A 15,035-nucleotide genomic window follows, 5' to 3' on the forward strand; every position below is an offset into this window, starting at 1 on the left:
GCCCATGGTTCCCTCAGCGTCGGATTTCCCATCGCAACGCTTCCGCATTGGTCTTGGCGAACATCGCCGGCACGTCGAAGGTCCCGGTCTTGAGATCATAGCGGCAGCGCCAGTCGGCCAATCCCTTCACGGCGACGTTCTTCGGATGCTTGTCCATTTCGCCAGACAGCGAGATCACGAGGTATCGGTTGTCCGGCCAGTGCACGCCGAGCCCGCGATAGGCCTCTTCGGTGCCTTTCACGAGATTGGCCGAGATGTGGTAATCGAGCTTCATCTTCCCGGTGTCCGGCCGGCTGTGGAAATAAGCCCAGGCCAGATCGCTGAGCGAGGTCTTCGTCGCGCCGACGAAGGCACCCTTCTCGACATGGTAGAGATACAGGTCCTGCTCGCCGGAGCCGGTCTTCTGCATCCGCACCAGCCATTGCGAGTCGGGCGTGAAGCGGAAGCCGGCCCCGTAGCCCTGCTCGGGCTTCAGCTCCGTCATCTGTTCGCCGCGCCTCGCCCAGGCCTGCCATTTGACTTCGAAATCTCCGCCGTCCTTCATGTACTGCTCAATCCTGGTGGCGCCGTCGGGTGAGGTGAAGGCGAGATCGGCATTGTCGGTGAGGATGTAATCCGGCGGCGGGCCGGAAGCGGCGAGCCCTGGTGTTGCGGCCAGTGTCAGGGCAAGCACCAACCCAACGGGCCATTGTGCGGGACGGCAAAACGCGTTCACGGGACAATTCCTCAAGAAAAATGCCGCGATGCGGCCTTGAGCATTTGACACCGGCGGGGGTGCGCCGGTTCATCCCGTGCCGGCTCATCATCCTATCGACCGTCTTGCTGCCGTGGCCAAAACGGCGCAACTTGCCGGCTAGATTGATTTGCAAGGTTCTTCCTGATCAAGGTTCGTTTCCGATGGTGACCGCATCCAAGGCCTTCATTGCATTCTGTCTGCTCGCGGTGGGCGGCGCCGTGCTGGTGATCGGCCCCACCGAGCTGCGTCGCCTGCTGCCGATGGGGGCGAAGACCGACACCGTGGTCGCCGCCAAGCCGGAGGCCAAGGTCGAACAGAAGGTCGATGCCAAAGTCGAACCCAAACCGGAACTCAAGCCGGAAGAGCCCAAGCTAGCCGCAAACGCGCCGCCGGCGCCGGCCGCGTCCCCCGCCCCTGAAACGAAGACGGGTGCGCTGGCCGAGAGCCAAAAGCAGGTCACTGCCGCGCTTGCCGATCTCGCACCGGTCAAGCCGCCGCCGGCGGTTGCCGATACCGGCCCCCGTTTCGATGTCGCGCGCGTCGACGATCACGGCGAGGCGGCGGTGATCGCGGGCCGGGCGACGCCGGGCGCCAAGGTCGAGCTGTTGCGCGACGGCAAGCCGCTCGACAGTGTGGTGGCGGATGCCTCGGGCCAGTTCGTAATGACGCCGCCGCAGCTTCCCGCCGGTTCCTATGAGCTGACCCTGCGGGCGAAATCGCCTGACGGCACCGTCACGCAATCCGGCCGCAACATGCCGGTGGTGATCGCCGAAGCCGCACCGCCGCCCGCGCGCCCTGCACCGGTCGCGAGGCAAGAGACGAAACAGGAGACCAAACAAGAGGTCAAACAAGAGGCCAAACACGAGGCCAAGCCCGAGAAGCCCGACGACAAGTCGGATGTCGTGGCATCGGTATCGGACAGGCCCGCGGCCCGGCCGAGATTGATGGGTGCACCGAAACCCAAGGGCACCTCAGGGGGCATGGCACGGGCTCCCGCGGCCACGACCGTCGCGTCGGCCTCGCCGGCCGAAATCGTCGGCGGTGCACCGGCGGAAACAGGCGGCAACCGGGTGATCTCCCGCGGCGACAGCCTTTGGGCGCTGAGCCGGCTCGCTTACGGCGACGGCGCCCGCTTTGCCGTGATCTACAACGCCAACCGCGCCAAGATCCACAATCCCAATCTGATCTATCCCGGCCAGACCTTCGTGGTGCCGCAGAAGGCGGAGTGAAGGCGGCGCTTCGCCGCCGCGCCTGCGGCCATCCTTCGAGACGCCCCGCCTGCGGCGGGCCCTCAGGATGAGGGATGAGTCTGCGGCGGCATTCAACGCAGAAGGATGTAGTTGAGCCTCATCCTGAGGAGGCCGCGAAGCGGTCGTCTCGAAGGACGAGGCGCTCGCTCAGGCGCCGCCGAGACGTCCTAAGAAAATACCGCGACGCTTTGCCCTGTGCGCTTCCGGAACATTTGGTTCCCTCGCGCGTCATGGTGATGCGACGCGATGCGCGCTTGGCGCCGGAGGAGGGCCAAGGTGGACAGGTCAGTGGTCATGTCGAGATCACGCTTGGGGCTCAGGCCAAGGCTGGGGCTGGCGCTAGCAGGCGCAACCCTCGTGATTCTGGCAGCGCTCTTGCCAGGTCGCGCCGAGGCGCAGTTCGGCCTGCGCGGCGGTCCGCTCGGTGTCGCGCGCTTTGCCGTCGGCCACATGATCGGCATGTCGCGTTTGCGCCATGCCCGGATGGCGGTGCGGGGCAGTCGATACCGTTCCGCAGCGTTGCGGTCGCAAGATCCCCGCGGCGTTGAACGAGGGCAGCCTGCCAATCCTTACGTCATGCGTGCGGCGCTTACGGCGCAAGCTGCGCTGTCGGGATGGCACGGCGGCCGCCGTCCCCAGGGCTGGTGGCGCCACCCCGACGGCAGCTATGGCTGGGTCGGCCCGGTGTTCTGGCCGTTCGCGCATGACGATCTCACCACCGCAATCATCCTCGGCGATGCGACCAGCCTCTCGCTCTATGGCTATGGCGACATCTATGCCGCGATCTTCGCGCCCTATGCGGCCACCGAGCTTGCCGCCTACACCGCGCCGCACGGCCGGCGCGGACGGCGAGTCCCGACCGCGGAGACGGTCTGCGATGCCAGCGACACCGGCGGCCTGCCGGTCGATCGCATCGCCGCTGCCGTGCAGCCGAATGAATTGCAGCGCACAGCGCTCGACGAGCTCGCCACCACCTGGCTGTCCGCGCGCGACGCCATCCGCGCGGCCTGTCCAACGCAGGTCCCCGCGACGGCCATGGAGCGCCTCGGCCTGATGCGCGAGCGCATCGAGGCCATGATCAAGGCTACGGACGCCGTCGCACCGCCGCTGGCCAAATTCGTCGATCTCCTCGACGACGACCAGAAGGCCAAGCTCGACAGCCTGGCCAAGGAGCGCCGCGCCGCGCTTGCCGCGATCCAGCAAAAGAATCCCCAGGCGGCATCGGCCTGCCAGGCGGACAGCGATCCCCGCTACGACGAGAAGCTGCAGCGCCAATACGAGCAGCTCGTGCAGCAGCAATGGCCCGCGGCCGAGATCGCCTCCACGCTCAAGCTCGACGACACCGCCCGCGCCCGCCTCGACGTGCTCCAGGACACCACGTTGCGCACCATGGAAACGCTCAGCGCCTGTCCGTCACAGCCAGCACCGACACCACAGGCACGCCTCACCGCAGTGAAGGCACGTTTGGAGACGATGCTGCAAGCCGTGAACGGCGTCAGTGACGCACTTGATGATTTCGAGACGGACCTGAGCGATGAGCAGAAGGCGGGGTTCGAGGCGATGGGGCCGAAGCGCGGGGTGTGAGCAATTTCTGTAGGCCCGGTGGTTTTCCCGACGAATCAAACCGCTTCCGGCCAATTCCGTACCCGCGTAACCCATTGATTTTGCAGGCCCCGGCTACTGTGCATGGGGTTGTTTTCGCAGTTTTTTGTTTTGGCTACCCGCGCCGCCTTGCCGCGGCGGCATCCACCACGTTCTCCACCTCCTCGCGCCACGACAGGATCTCCATCGCGAGCACGGGGTGGTTGAAGCCCTTGAGCACGAGATCGTCGAGCGCGCGGGCTTCGACCCAGGGCTCGACCATGCCGTAGACGCGGCGGCTGACGACGACCTGGCCGGCCTTGGCTTCGTCGCAGAGCCGGGAGGAGAGATTGGTGACGCTGCCGATCGCAGCATATTCGAGCCGCTGCTCGAAGCCGATCTGGCCGAGCGTGGCGTAGCCCATGGCGACACCGACGCCGAAGCCGAGCGAGTGGCCGCGGTTCTTCCATTTCTCGGTCAATTGGCCAATCACATCGCGCATCTCGACCGCCATCTTCACGGCGCGCTTGGTATGGTCGGCGAACTGAATCGGCGCGTTGAACAGGATCATCACGCCGTCGCCGGCAAAGCGGTCGAGCGTGCCTTCATAGCGATGGATCAGCTCGCCGAGCGCGGCGTGATATTCGCGCAGCACGTTCATCGCCTCTTCCGGCTCGGTCGCCTCGGTGAACGAGGTGAAGCCGCGCAGATCGCAGAACACGACGGTCACCTCGCGGCGATGGCTGTCGAGCAGCGCGTCGTGGCCGTCGGACGAGGCGATCAGCTGCGCGACTTGCGGGGCGAGGAAACGTTCGAGCCGCTTGATGCGGCCGATCTCCCCCAACTGTTTCTCGACTCGCTCTTCCAGCGAGCGGTTCCAGTTGCGCAGCTGCTCGGTCTGCTCCTGGAGCTTGGCGGCCTGCTGCTGCACGGTTTCGTGCGCAGCCGCGAGCTCGCGGCCCTTGTGGTCGACCTCGGTGAACAGCCGCGCATTGCGCATCGCCAGCACGGCCTGGTTGGCGAAGGTACGCATCAGGCCGATGATGCTTGGGGCGAACTCGCCGCTGGCGCGGCGCAGCACCACCAGCGAGCCGAGCGTGCCCTGTTGGTCGACCAGCGGCACCACCAGCACCGAATGGAAGCCGGCCTCGAGCGCGACGTCACGCAACGGCTGCTCGGAGGCCTGGTCGAGATCGGCAATCACGATCGGCTCGCCGCTCCCGGCCGCATCGCTCAAGATATTCTCGCCTTCGTCGATGGTGACATGGGCGCCGTCGGCGGATTTGTCGATGCCGTTGGCCTCGACCAGATTGAAGCGGCGCGCCTCGGCATCATAGCCGTAGATCAGCACGGCGTCGGCATGGGTGATCTCGATCGCGCGCGCGGCGATGGTCGGCAGCACGGCGTTGAGATCGAGCGAGGCCGCGACCGCGCGGCCGACCTCTTCCAGCACCTTGAGCTCGTTGATCGACTGCGCGAGATCGCGGGTGCGCTCCTCGACCTTGGTCTCCAAATCCGAATAGGTCTCCTGGATCTGGTCGGCCATGCGGTTGAACTGGCCGGCGAGATCTTCCAGCTCGTCCGAGGTGTGCACCTCGATGCGATGGCTGAAGTCGCCCTCGCCGAGCTTGTGCGCGCCGTCGCGCAGCGCGGTGATCGGAATGATCATGCGGCGGGCGAGCAGCGTGCCGGCGAGGATCGCGACCAGCAGGCCCATGCCGATCAAAAGCGCAATGCGCACCAGCTGGTCGCGGATCGGCATCAGGGCCTGCGTGGTCGGTTGCTCGAACATCACGCTCCAGCCGAGCTTCGGCACGGTGCTTGCGGCGCTCATCACCGCATGGCCATTGAAGTCGGTGCCCGAATTGTCGGGCTCGTGGGCTGGCGCGACCGCGGCCGCAACCTGCGGCAGCTTCGAAAGGTCCTTGCCGACCTCAGGCCCTTTCGAGGACGTCGCCAGCACGCGGCCGCGCGGATCGACCACATAGGCGAAGGCGGCCTTGCCGACCTGGGCGTCGGAGAGGTACTCGGAGAGAAAGCTGAGATCGAGCTCGGCCACGGTGACGCCGGCGTTGAAACCGGAATGCGCCACCGAGATCGACATGAACGGCGTCCGGTCGGAGAACCAGGCCGGCGCGTAGCTGACGCCGCGGGCGACTGTGTCGGTGAAGCGCATGTCGCGGGAGAGATCGGCATTGCTGCCGGTCGTGGTCGACTGGCGCGAGACGCGCAGCACCTCGCGGCCGTCACCGTTGAGCTGGAACAGCTGAGTGACGACCGAGACCTGGTGCAGCAGCTGGGCGTAGTCGGCGCGGCGCTTCTCGAGCGTGTCCTGGCTCGCCCGCGTCACCCAGCTGATCTGGCGCTCGAGCTCGGAGATCGACTGCTCGATCCGCCGCGCGGCAGCCTGCGCCTTGTCCTCGAGACCGTCGGTCAGCTGGGTCTTGGTAGCGCGGTAGGAGATCCAGCTCTCCATCGCGCCGTTGACGGCGAGCACGAACACGACCAGGCCGACGAGAGAGACGACGTATTTGGCGAACAGACCCTCGCGCAGAAACCGTGTCTTGTCGTTCGCTCCTGCCATCCCGATCCTCTCGCGCCGCCATCGGCGCCGGCGCTACGGGCCGCACGGACCCTGCGAGCCTTCTAGCACAATTTGGTCCAAGGGACTGTGAAGGGACTGTGAAGGGACTGGTCAAGGGCCGGCCGCAGCCGGCGTGGTTACCCGCCATGGTTACTCCCCTTGGACGCTGGCAGGCGGAAGCATGGTGAATTGTCGCAGTCTCATCCGTTTGGAGGAAGCTGCGGCCAGGCAAGCCGATGTAAGGGGATGGCCTTGGCAAGGGAGGGCTCGGAGTCCAGCGCTTTGGTCCTGCAATCATCGATTAAAAAGCTGCCGCAGCACGTCGTTCATCGGCTGGCTGTCCTGCTGCGCCGCCGGCGGGTCCTCCAGGCCGGAGGGGGCCGGCGAGGCTTGCGGCATCAATGTGGATGGCGCTGCAGGCAGGCTGCGGCTGCGGCCGGTGGCAGTGCCGGTGCCGTTTCCCGCACCACTGGAAAGTCCCTGCTGGATCAGATTGCCGAGCGCCTCGCCCAGGGGGCCGCCGAGCAAATTGTTCTGTCCCGGCTGCTGGGCTTGCGGATTGGCATTGCCGGCCGCATTGCCGCCACCCGGCGCGGCGGTCCCTCCGAGACCAAGGTTGCTGCCAAGGCTGCCCAAAATATTGCCGAGCCCGGCCCCATCAGCGCCGAACAGCCCCTTGCCCATCTCGCGCAGCTTGGCATAGGCGGCGTCCGGATTGTCCAGCATGCCGGCCATGTCAGGATAGATCCGCGGCTGCGACCAGGGGCCCTGGATCATCACGGGGATGCCGAAGCCGACCGGCTCGGCGGCGCGACCCTGGCCCTCAGTCGTCATCACCAGCTTCGGCTCGACGCGAAAGCCCATCATCTTGGTGTCGAGTGCGACCGTGCCGGCGCCGGTCACGCGGACCAGCGGTCCGGTCAAGTTGAGATCGGTCGTCACCGCCTGGCCCTTGTCGATCCGAAACGACGCCGAGAGCTGCGACAAATCCGTGCTCTGCTCCCGACTGTTGTCCTGGTTTGCCTGCCAGCCGGACAGCGTGCCCGATGTCAGCGAGCGGATCATCTGTGCGACGTTGATGCCGCGAATGGCGCCGTCCTGGAAATTGACGAAGGCCGTGCCCTGCATGTTCGCCATCAGCGCGCGCTGGCTGGTGCCGGCGCTGCGCAGTGCGAGCTTGGCCTGCAGCTTGCCGTCGATCCGGTCGAATTCGGCGAGGCCCTGCAGCAGCGGCAGCGCGCGCACGCCGGCGAGATCGGAATGCATGGCAAAGCTCGGCGCGCCGCTGGTCGCATCCAGGATCAATTCGCCCGTGACCTGGCCGCCATAGGCGCCGAGATTGGCGGTGCCGGCCTTCAGCACGCCGCCGGCGAGTTTTGCATCGACCGCCAGCGGCGCGAGGCGTGCATCGCCGATCACCGCCTCGTGCGCGGAGATCCTGATTTGCGCATCGACATAGTTGAGCCCGGACACATCGATCGGCGCATCGCTCCAGGGCTGCCCGGACGCGCCTTCCGGCGATTTCGCCAGCGGAATCGCGAGCCGCTGGAAGTCGAGATCGACCTTGACCAGAGGCTTGCTCGCGATATCGACCGAGGCCCAGCCGTTGAACGCGCCATCGCCGAGCGTGCCACTCACGCCGTTGATCATCACGACGTCGCCACTAAGCCGCATCTCGGCATGACCCGCGAGCCGGGACTTCAGCACGTCCGGCATGTCGATGGCGAAATCCACCGGAATGGTCGGCCGGTCGGCCGGCGGCGCCGGCGTGGTCGCCTTGATGTCGAACTTGGTCGGATGCTCGCCGACCCGTGCGGTGCCGGTGATATTGATCTTGCGATCACGGCCGACGATCGCATCGGCATTGACGGCGCTGATGCGGCTCTCGACGCGATCGCGCACGCGCGCGAATGCGATCTCGCCATCGGTGACCTTGATACGGTCGATGGCGGCACCCTCGGTATCGAGCGCGACCGGCTTCGACGTGCCGCCGGCATTCGGCAGGCGCTCACGCAGCAGCGGCTGGTAGAGCACGGGATGGGTGACGACGAGCTCGCTGATCTTGGGGCGGCCCGACCAGACGCTCGAGAGCGACATGTCGGCCTGCACGCTCTCGATGGTCAAGCGCGTGATGCCGCTGCGGTCCTTGGGGTCGGCAAGCGTGAGGTCGTTCAGCGTCACGTTCAGCGTCGGCCACAGGCTGATTCGGGTCGTGCCGTCGATCGACAGGCGATAGCCGGTCGCGTTCTCGACCCGCGAGGCAATCGTCGACGTCAGGAAGCCCGAGGGGATTCCGACCACCAGCAGGAGTGCGATCACGATGACGACTGCGGCCACCGCCGCGCCGGCGAATTTCACTGCTCTCATGTCGACCTTCCAGCGGCGGACGACCGGCGTCCAATCCGGCAGATGACCGTCATTTGCACGCGTCCTTTGCGCCTGAGTTTATCCCGGGACGGGAAGCGGCTCCAAGCACGTAAAAATAGTCTGGGGGTGCTGCAAAGTTATGTGACTTATGGCACACTTCCCCGGCGCGGTTTTACGCGATCCTGATGTTGATGGTTCCAAGCGATTTGCCAACCAAATTCACAAGGACATTGAAATGAGCAAGCAGGCCGAATTTGCGGTCATCCTGAAGATGAATGCGATGTTCGCCGATCTCGGCGCAGACGAGCTCCAACGGCTGGCGAATCTCTGCCACACCCAGCATCTGGGGAATGGCGAGGTGCTGTTCCAGAAGGGCGACGCGGGCGATGCGCTGTTCGGCGTGCGCCGAGGCCAGGTCCGTATCGAGACCGGCGCCTCCGACGGCAGCCGCCTGACGCTGAACTTCATGGGGCCGGGCGACCTGTTCGGCGAGGTTGCGGTGCTGGACGGCCAGAGCCGCACTGCGGACGCGACCGCGGGCGAAGCCAGCGAGCTGTTCGTGCTGCGGCGCGAAGACTTTCTCGCCTTCCTCGAACGCGAGCCGAAGGTCGGGATCAAGATCATCGCGCTGCTGTGCCAGCGCATCCGCTGGCAAAGCGAACGCATGGAAGAATCCATGCTCCAGCCGCTGCCGGTTCGCCTCGCGCGGCGCCTCTGCGCGCTCGCCGCCGATTTCGGCTCGGAGGTGCACATCTCGCAGGAGCAACTCGGCGTGTTCGTCGGCGCCGCCCGCGAGAGCGTCAACCGCCAGCTTCAGGCCTGGCGCAAGGAAGCGATCCTCGATCTGCAGCGCGGCCGCATCCTGCTGCGGAACATGACCAAGCTGACGGCGATCGCGCGGAACGAGTAGGATGCAACTAGGCTGCTTCCGGCACGTAGTGCAAAACAAGCAGCTCGGATCGGGGACAAGGAGCGACGGCATATGGCCGCCCATCATCGTCGCTGAATTCGACGAGCACCGTCGTGCCGTCGAGCTCTTCGACAACGGTGCCGACGTTCCCCCGCGCCAACCGGTGGTCCGGAAGGTTTGCCAGCAACGCGACAACATCCAGTGCCCCTGGCGCTCGATCTTCGTTGTTGTTTACTGCGCTCATTATACCACCCAACAGGTGACGAAGGTTGGCCGGTCCTCGCCGGCTCGTACAATCCATGCGGTTCTTACCACGGCCTGCTTCTGATGTCGCCTGAGCAGGATATCTATGCGCCAATGGCTCCCCCAGCGATCTGTCGCAATCTGGACCGCATCGCCTGTTGGTGCGGCTTCAAGCAGGGCTTCGCGAAGCCAAGAGGCATCTTCACGTCGAAGATCGAGCGCGTCGCGGAAGACCCTTGCCTTATGCCGACCGCGTGGATGCGAGGGACTTAGGCACTAGTCTTCGATCTTCCGAATGTCGATGGTGGCGTTCTTGCCATTCGGAATATGCATCCTTGTGAAACCCTGTCGCTCGCCCGGAACCTACTCCGCCGCAGGGTGCACGATGTTTTGCGGCCCTGGTGCCGCTCCCACCGGCGCCGCCTCGTGATGACCGGCGTCCTCCGCATCTTCGCTGTGCACGACCAGCCGCTTGGCGAAGCGCCAGATCAGGGCGCCGAGATCGTCCATCACCATGAACATCGCGGGCACGAACACCAGCGACAGGATGGTCGAGAAGATCAGGCCGCCGATCACCGCGAGCGCCATCGGCGAGCGGAACTCGCCACCCGCACCGACCGCGAGCGCGCTTGGCATCATGCCCGCGGCCATCGCGATCGTGGTCATCACGATCGGGCGGGCGCGTTTCATGCCCGCGTCGATCATGGCTTCTTCGCGCGGTGTGCCGGCGTGAATGGATTCGATGGCGAATTCCACCAGCATGATCGCGTTCTTGGTGACGATGCCCATCAGCATCAGGATGCCGATCCACACCGGTGTCGTGAGCTGCTTGCCGGTGATCAGCAGGGCCGCGATCGCGCCGCCGATCGAGAGCGGCAGCGAGAACAGAATGGTGATCGGCTGCAGGAAGGTGCCGAACAGCAGCACCAGCACGGCGTAGACCATCATCAGGCCCGCCGTGATCGCGGTAGCGAAGCCTTCGGACAGTTCGTTCAGGCTTTCGGCGTCGCCAGAGGGGGAGACCTTCACGCCCTTCGGCCGGCTCTTCATGACCGGAAGGTCGTAGATCTTCTTGGTGGCGTCGCCGAGCGCGGCGGAGCCGACGAGATCGGCTGCGACGGTGGCCTGTCGTTCGCGATCGTAACGGTTGATGCTGGTCGGCCCCTGGTCGAGCTTGACGTCGGCGATGACGGAGAGCGGCACGCCGCCTTTCTCGCCATGCTCGCCGAGCGGCACGCGCAACTGTTCGAGCGTCTTCAGATTGCCGCGCGCGGCATCCTCGAGCTGCACGCGGATCGGCACCAGACGGTCGCCGACGTCGAACTTGGCGAGCGCGGGGCCGACGTCGCCGATGGTGGCGACGCGGATGGTCTGCGACAGGCTTTCGGTCGAGACGCCGAGCCGTGCGGCGAGATCGGCACGCGGTTCGACGCGCAGCTCGGGTCGCTCCAGCGTGGTTTCCGAGATCACGTTGGAGATGGTGGGAATCCGCTTCATCTGCGTCGCGAGTTCGCTGGCGACGTTGTTGACGATGTTGGCGTCGGCGCCGGTCACGACCAGCGAGATGGCGCGCAGGCCGTTCTCGTCGAGGAACCAGAAGCGGATGTCCGGAATGTTCTCCAGCTCCTGGCTGATCGAGAATTCGAGCTCGCGCTGGGTGATGTCGCGGCTGTCCTTGGGCGTGTAGTTGATGATCAAGGCGGCGCGCCGGACTTCCTGGGTCCCCGGTGGAACGCGGCCGCCGTCGACGAAGATGCTCTTCACCTCGGGTCGCTTGCGCAGGCGCGCCACGATGTCTTCGGTGACTTTTTCAGTGTAGGCGAGCTGGGTGCCTGGCGGCAGCTCGAGGGCAACCAGCGAGCGCGAGCTGTCCTGCGCCGGCAGGAAACCCTGAGGCAGCAGCGTGATGCTCCAGATCGAGGCGGCGAAGACGCCGAAGCCGACCAGCACCGTAATGAAATAGTGCTTCACCGACCAGGCCACGAGCCTGTGATAGGACCGCAGCACGCGGCCGGGCGGCGGCTCCTGGTGATTGCTATGTTTGAGGAAGTAGGCGGCGAGCACCGGCGTGACGAAGCGCGCCGCGAGCAGCGAGAAGAACACCTGCACCGAGACGGTGATGCCGAACTGCTTGAAGAACTGTCCGGCGATGCCCGACATGAAGCTCGCGGGTGCGAAGATCGCGATGATCGTCAGCGAGATCGCGATCACCGCGAGGCCGATCTCGTCGGCGGCTTCCAGGGCGGCACGATAGGGCGATTTGCCCATGTTCATGTGCCTGACGATGTTCTCGATCTCGACGATAGCGTCGTCGACCAGAATACCAGTCGACAGCGTAATGGCGAGGAAGCTGACGAGGTTGAGCGAGAAGCCGAGCAGGTCCATCGCCCAGAACGCCGGGAAGATCGACAACGGCAGCGAGATCGCGGCGATGATGGTGGCGCGCAGGTCGCGCAGGAACAACAACACGATGACGACGGCGAGGATGGCGCCTTCGAACAGTGTCGAGATCGCCGCGTGGTAATTGCCGTTGGTATATTCGACCGAGGTGTCGATCACCTTCAGGTCGACGTCGGGATAGGTGGCCTTGAGCGTGTCGATGCGCTTCTGCACGGCCTCGGCGACCTTCACGTCGCTGGCACCCTTGGAGCGCTTGATGCCGAGCGCGACGATCGGCTCGCCGTTGAAGCGGGCGAAGGTGCGGCGGTCTGCGATGGTGTCGGTGACGGTGCCGAGATCGTCGAGCCGGACCTCGCCGCCGCCGAACAGCGGAATCATGGTGCCGGCGAGGTCGCTCAGCGTCTTGGCGCCGGCGAGGGTGCGGATCGCCTGGTCGTTCTTGCCGATCTCGGCGCGGCCGCCGGCGACGTCGACATTGGTGCCGCGCAGGCTCTGGCTGACATTGACGGCCGTCAGCCCCATCGACTGCAGGCGGTCGGGATCGAGCGAGACCAGGATCTCGCGCTCGACACCGCCGATGCGCTCGACCTGGGCGACGCCGCGCACGCCCTGCAGCGCGCGCTTGACCACGTCGTCAACGAAATAGGAGAGCTGCTCCGGCGTCTTGCCCGGCGAGATCGCGGCGTAGGTAACGATCGGCAGGCCGATGACGTCGACGCGCTGGATCAGCGGCTCGGTGACGTTCTGCGGCAGGTTCGAGCGCACGCGCGTCACCGCGTCCTTGACGTCGTTGAGCGCGCGGTCGGTGTTGGTTTCCAGCGCGAACTGGATCGTCGTCACCGACAAGCCGTCGGTGATCTGCGAGGTAATGTGCCTGACGCCTTCGACGCCGGAGACGGCGTCTTCAACCGTCTTGGTGACCTGGGATTCGAGCTCGGCGGGTGCCGCGCCGAACTGCGATACCGCGACCGAGATCACGGGAATGTCGGCCGAGGGTAACCGCGTCACTGCGAGCTTGGTGAAGGACACCCAGCCGAGGATCAGGAGGATGATGGAAAATACGACCGACGGCAGCGGGTTGCGGATCGACCATGCCGAGATATTGAGAGCCATCAGCGTACCCGCGTGCGATCGAGTTCATCAGCGAACATGGTCTTGATCTGGTCGCCGTCATGCAGCGAAGAGCCGGCGTCGGCGACGACGATTTCGCCCACGTTGAGGCCTTCCAGGATTTCCGTCGCGCTGTCCGACGACAGCCCGACCCGTACCTTGCGCGTCTCGACAATGTTGCTCTTGACGACCTGCACGGTGAGATGGTCGATCGCGGTCTTGGGAACCGCGACGCCGCAGCTGCGCTTGGCGTCGATGGAGGCGCGGGCGAACACGCCGACTTTCAGCGAGGGATTGTTGGTGACGCTGATGCGCACGCGGCCGAGCTGGGTGGCGCGATCGATTTCGGGGGCGACCAGCCTGACCCGCCCGATCAGATCGGGCGCGTCGTCGCGGCTGATGCGCACGGTCGCGCCGGAGCTGAGCTTGGCCATGTGCACAGCAGGCACCTGCGCGTCCAGCTCGATCTCGTTGTTGACGGCGATGCGGAACATCGGGCCGGCCTGCGGCGAGGCCGGCGCGCCGACGATGGTGCGGACCTCGGTGACGAGGCCCGGCGCAGAGGCTTTCAGCGAGACCGGACCTTGCGGGCCGGGCCGCTGCGGCTGGCCCGGGATCTGGGGCGGTGCGGTCAGGCGCGCCAGCTCCTGATTGTCCGTGACGAGGGTGCCCTCGGTGACGAAGAGGTCGGTGACCCTGGATCCCTCCTGGTCGGCGATAACAACGGCTTCGCGGCGCGGCACGAAGAAGCCGGTCACCCGGACCAGGTCCGAGAAGCAGGCATTGGTCGATTTGGTCACGATGACCAGCGCCTCGCTCGGGGTTTCCTTGGGCTCGGCGCGGTGCCGGTGCTCGAACAGATAATAGCCGACGCCGAGCGCGATGACGAAGACCACCGTTCCGGCCGGCTTGAGATATTGGGAGAGGTTCATTGCCGGATCGTCCTGGCCTGGCTCACGGCCATCCGCGCGCGGCCCATGGAGAGCGTTTCCCTGAAATAAAGCAGCGTCCCGCAAGCCTGCGGGACGCGCGCTGGAAGCGAGACTTTACACCACATCACGACTTGTCACTTCAAAGGATTACGTCGTGCTCACTTCGATGCGGTGGTCTTGTTTTCCATGTTGACGACCTGCACGCGACGATTGACCTCCGCCATCGGCTGGGCCGGGTCCTTCAGCTTGCTCTTGCCGTAGCCGACCGTGACGAGGTCGGTCGCGGAGATGCTGTACTTTTCGACCAAATAGCGCTTGATCGAATCCGCGCGGCGCTCCGACAGATCCTGATTGTAGCTCTCGCCGCCGGCGGCGTCCGTGTGGCCGGCGACCACGAAGGTCGAGCCTTTCAGGTCGGGGCTGGTCAGCGCGCGGCCGAGCGCCTGGACCGAGGCAAGTGATTTGGCGCTGATATTGGCCGAGTTGTAGTCGAACGTGATTTCCAGATCGATGTTCGGCTTGTCCTTGGCCGCCGACGCGATTTCTTCGCGCTCGGTCGACGACAGCGACCGTGTCGAGCGGCCGCGCACGGACTGGATCAGCTTGGTCTCCGTCGCACTTGGTGCGGGATCGGCCTGCGGAGCGATCGAGAGGCCGCGGGTCAGCGGCTTCTTCGACGGCGGCGCCAGCGCGCGGACGATCTCGTCCTCGGTGACGTTCTTGCTGTTGCCGTCGTCGCCCGCGAATGCCAGCGGGATCGTCAGCGACAGCGCGGCGCCAACGGTGATGATGGACAGGATTGCGGTAAGTCCCTTTGCAGCCAATCTCATAGCCAGTCCCTCCTGCGCAGCCAGCTGGCGCGGTTCGAAAATCCTGTAGTAAGCCGCCCCGAAAAGGCGGGCGGTGACATCCGTTCAATTAG

At 65.5% G+C, this 15,035-nt stretch carries 10 protein-coding genes and 1 pseudogene; 3 read left to right on the forward strand and 8 right to left on the reverse strand.

What is annotated here, in order from left to right:
- Window positions 1-13: 13 nt before the first annotated feature.
- Window positions 14-715 (reverse strand): hypothetical protein, encoded by a 702-nt coding sequence (locus tag BRA471DRAFT_RS02430; RefSeq protein ID WP_007604445.1) that lies wholly within the window; start codon window positions 713-715, stop codon window positions 14-16.
- Window positions 716-897: 182 nt separating this feature from the next.
- Here BRA471DRAFT_RS02430 and BRA471DRAFT_RS02435 point away from each other — a divergent pair, with 182 nt between their 5' ends.
- Together BRA471DRAFT_RS02435 and BRA471DRAFT_RS02440 are read left to right on the forward strand one after the other, a co-directional pair.
- Window positions 898-1,965: a LysM peptidoglycan-binding domain-containing protein gene (locus BRA471DRAFT_RS02435; RefSeq protein ID WP_007604446.1), complete on the forward strand. Its 1,068-nt coding sequence runs from the start codon at window positions 898-900 to the stop codon at window positions 1,963-1,965.
- Between the two features lie 315 nt (window positions 1,966-2,280).
- A complete protein-coding gene (locus tag BRA471DRAFT_RS02440; protein ID WP_050992685.1) occupies window positions 2,281-3,570 on the forward strand; it encodes a Spy/CpxP family protein refolding chaperone in 1,290 nt (429 codons plus the stop codon).
- Between the two features lie 133 nt (window positions 3,571-3,703).
- Here BRA471DRAFT_RS02440 and BRA471DRAFT_RS02445 read toward each other — a convergent pair whose 3' ends face one another.
- A complete protein-coding gene (locus BRA471DRAFT_RS02445) occupies window positions 3,704-6,151 on the reverse strand; it encodes an adenylate/guanylate cyclase domain-containing protein (RefSeq protein ID WP_007604448.1) in 2,448 nt (815 codons plus the stop codon).
- A gap of 294 nt (window positions 6,152-6,445) precedes the next feature.
- Window positions 6,446-8,518 carry an AsmA family protein gene (locus BRA471DRAFT_RS02450; protein ID WP_007604449.1) on the reverse strand — a complete coding sequence of 691 codons (2,073 nt, stop codon included), beginning with the start codon at window positions 8,516-8,518 and terminating at the stop codon, window positions 6,446-6,448.
- A 235-nt stretch (window positions 8,519-8,753) separates the two neighbouring features.
- Here BRA471DRAFT_RS02450 and BRA471DRAFT_RS02455 point away from each other — a divergent pair, with 235 nt between their 5' ends.
- On the forward strand, window positions 8,754-9,428 hold the full coding sequence (locus tag BRA471DRAFT_RS02455) for a Crp/Fnr family transcriptional regulator (RefSeq protein WP_007599026.1): 675 nt from the start codon (window positions 8,754-8,756) through the stop codon (window positions 9,426-9,428).
- A gap of 7 nt (window positions 9,429-9,435) precedes the next feature.
- Here the strand turns inward: BRA471DRAFT_RS02455 and BRA471DRAFT_RS36040 are convergent, their stop codons facing one another.
- The 5 genes and pseudogenes from BRA471DRAFT_RS36040 to BRA471DRAFT_RS02480 all read right to left on the reverse strand — a co-directional run bounded on the left by BRA471DRAFT_RS36040 (window position 9,436) and on the right by BRA471DRAFT_RS02480 (window position 14,943).
- Entirely contained in the window at window positions 9,436-9,672 is a 237-nt protein-coding gene (locus BRA471DRAFT_RS36040) for a DUF4926 domain-containing protein (RefSeq protein WP_083843118.1), read from the reverse strand.
- Window positions 9,672-9,932 (reverse strand): annotated as a pseudogene (locus tag BRA471DRAFT_RS40095) (DUF6883 domain-containing protein); the annotation flags it as partial. The pseudogene BRA471DRAFT_RS40095 and the gene BRA471DRAFT_RS36040, both read right to left, overlap by 1 nt.
- 102 nt (window positions 9,933-10,034) lie before the next feature.
- Window positions 10,035-13,184 (reverse strand): efflux RND transporter permease subunit, encoded by a 3,150-nt coding sequence (locus BRA471DRAFT_RS02470; RefSeq protein WP_007604450.1) that lies wholly within the window; start codon window positions 13,182-13,184, stop codon window positions 10,035-10,037.
- Window positions 13,184-14,113, reverse strand: coding sequence for an efflux RND transporter periplasmic adaptor subunit (locus BRA471DRAFT_RS02475; protein WP_007604451.1), 930 nt, complete (start codon window positions 14,111-14,113; stop codon window positions 13,184-13,186). Before BRA471DRAFT_RS02475 ends, BRA471DRAFT_RS02470 begins: the two co-directional genes overlap by 1 nt.
- Before the next feature lie 158 nt (window positions 14,114-14,271).
- A complete protein-coding gene (locus BRA471DRAFT_RS02480; RefSeq protein WP_007604452.1) occupies window positions 14,272-14,943 on the reverse strand; it encodes an OmpA family protein in 672 nt (223 codons plus the stop codon).
- Between the last annotated feature and the right edge of the window lie 92 nt (window positions 14,944-15,035).

Source organism: Bradyrhizobium sp. WSM471, from assembly GCF_000244915.1.
Classification (GTDB): domain Bacteria; phylum Pseudomonadota; class Alphaproteobacteria; order Rhizobiales; family Xanthobacteraceae; genus Bradyrhizobium.